General features: G+C 64.8%; 1 protein-coding gene and 1 pseudogene. Both read right to left on the bottom strand.

Translation table 11 applies throughout. The features are described 5' to 3' along the window. Positions 1-492 (bottom strand): annotated as a pseudogene (locus DOM32_RS17625) (electron transfer flavoprotein subunit alpha/FixB family protein); the annotation flags it as partial. Between the two features lie 14 nt (positions 493-506). Next, positions 507-1,268, bottom strand: coding sequence for an electron transfer flavoprotein subunit beta/FixA family protein (locus tag DOM32_RS17620; RefSeq protein ID WP_071233041.1), 762 nt, complete (start codon positions 1,266-1,268; stop codon positions 507-509).

Below are 1,268 nucleotides of genomic sequence, written 5' to 3'. Positions count from 1 at the left end.
CTCGATGGTCGCGGCCCCGCCTTCGCTCACCGGGTCGAACGCCGTCGTGCGCACGGTGATCACCTTGAGCGGATCGCTGGACTGCACCGTGGCGATGGCGTTGCCGGCATAGATCGGACGCTTGAAGGTATCGGCGCTCTCGACGCTCAGGATCTCGGAGATCTGGGAGACGCCCTTGAGTGCCGCGACCCGCGGCAGCACGTTCTTGCCATCGGTCGATGCCGCGGCGAGCACGTGGCTGTAGTCGCCGGCCAGCTGGACCAGCAGATCCGCCAGCGGCTCGGCCAGTTGATGCGCGTACGCCGCGTCGTCGGCCACCCGCACGCGGGAAACGCCATCGAGTTTGGCGGCCGCTTCGGCAATGGCCGCCACATTCTCGCCGGCTACCAGGATGTCGATATCGCCACCAATGGCTCGGGCGGCGCCGACGACATGAGCCGTGCCGGCGGAGAGACGCCCTTCATGGTGTTCGGCCAGAACCAGAATACTCATGCGATCAGCTCCTTTCACAGCACTTTGGCTTCGTTCTTGAGTTTATCGATCAGCTCGTCCACGGAGCCTACCTTGACCCCGCCCTTGCGCTCGGCCGGCGTCTCGACCTTGAGCAGCTCAAGCCCGCTGGAGACGGTTACGCCGAGTGCTTCCGGCGTCCGGCTGTCCAGCGGCTTCTTCTTGGCTTTCATGATGTCCGGCAGCTTGGCGTAGCGCGGTTCGTTCAGGCGCAGGTCGGTGGTCACCACCGCGGGCAGCTTGAGCGCGACGCTCTGCAGCCCGCCATCGATCTCGCGGGTGACGCGCACGTAGCCGTCTTCGACGCCATCGCCGAAGGCGACCTCCGAGGCGAAGGTGCCCTGCCCCATACCGCTCAGCGCCGCCAGCATCTGGCCGGTCTGGTTGTTGTCGGTATCGATCGCCTGCTTGCCGAGAATGACCAGGTCGGGCTTCTCTTCATCGACCACGGCCTTGAGCAGCTTGGCTACCGCCAGCGACTCGACGCGTTCGTCGGTCTCGACGTGAATGGCGCGGTCCGCACCCAGCGCCAGCGCCGTGCGCAGCTGTTCCTGGGCGGCCTTGGGGCCGACCGAGACGGCGACGATCTCCGTGGCGACGCCCTTCTCCTTGAGACGAACGGCCTCTTCCACCGCAATTTCACAGAAGGGGTTCATGGCCATCTTGACGTTGGTCAGATCCACGTCGGAGTGATCCGGCTTGACCCGGATCTTGACGTTGTAATCGATGACGCGTTTGACCGCGACGAGTACTTTCAT

The organism is Salinicola salarius (assembly GCF_003206135.1).
In the GTDB taxonomy this organism is placed as follows: Bacteria; Pseudomonadota; Gammaproteobacteria; order Pseudomonadales; family Halomonadaceae; genus Salinicola; species Salinicola salarius.
This window is presented reverse-complemented; position numbering and strand designations above follow the sequence as displayed.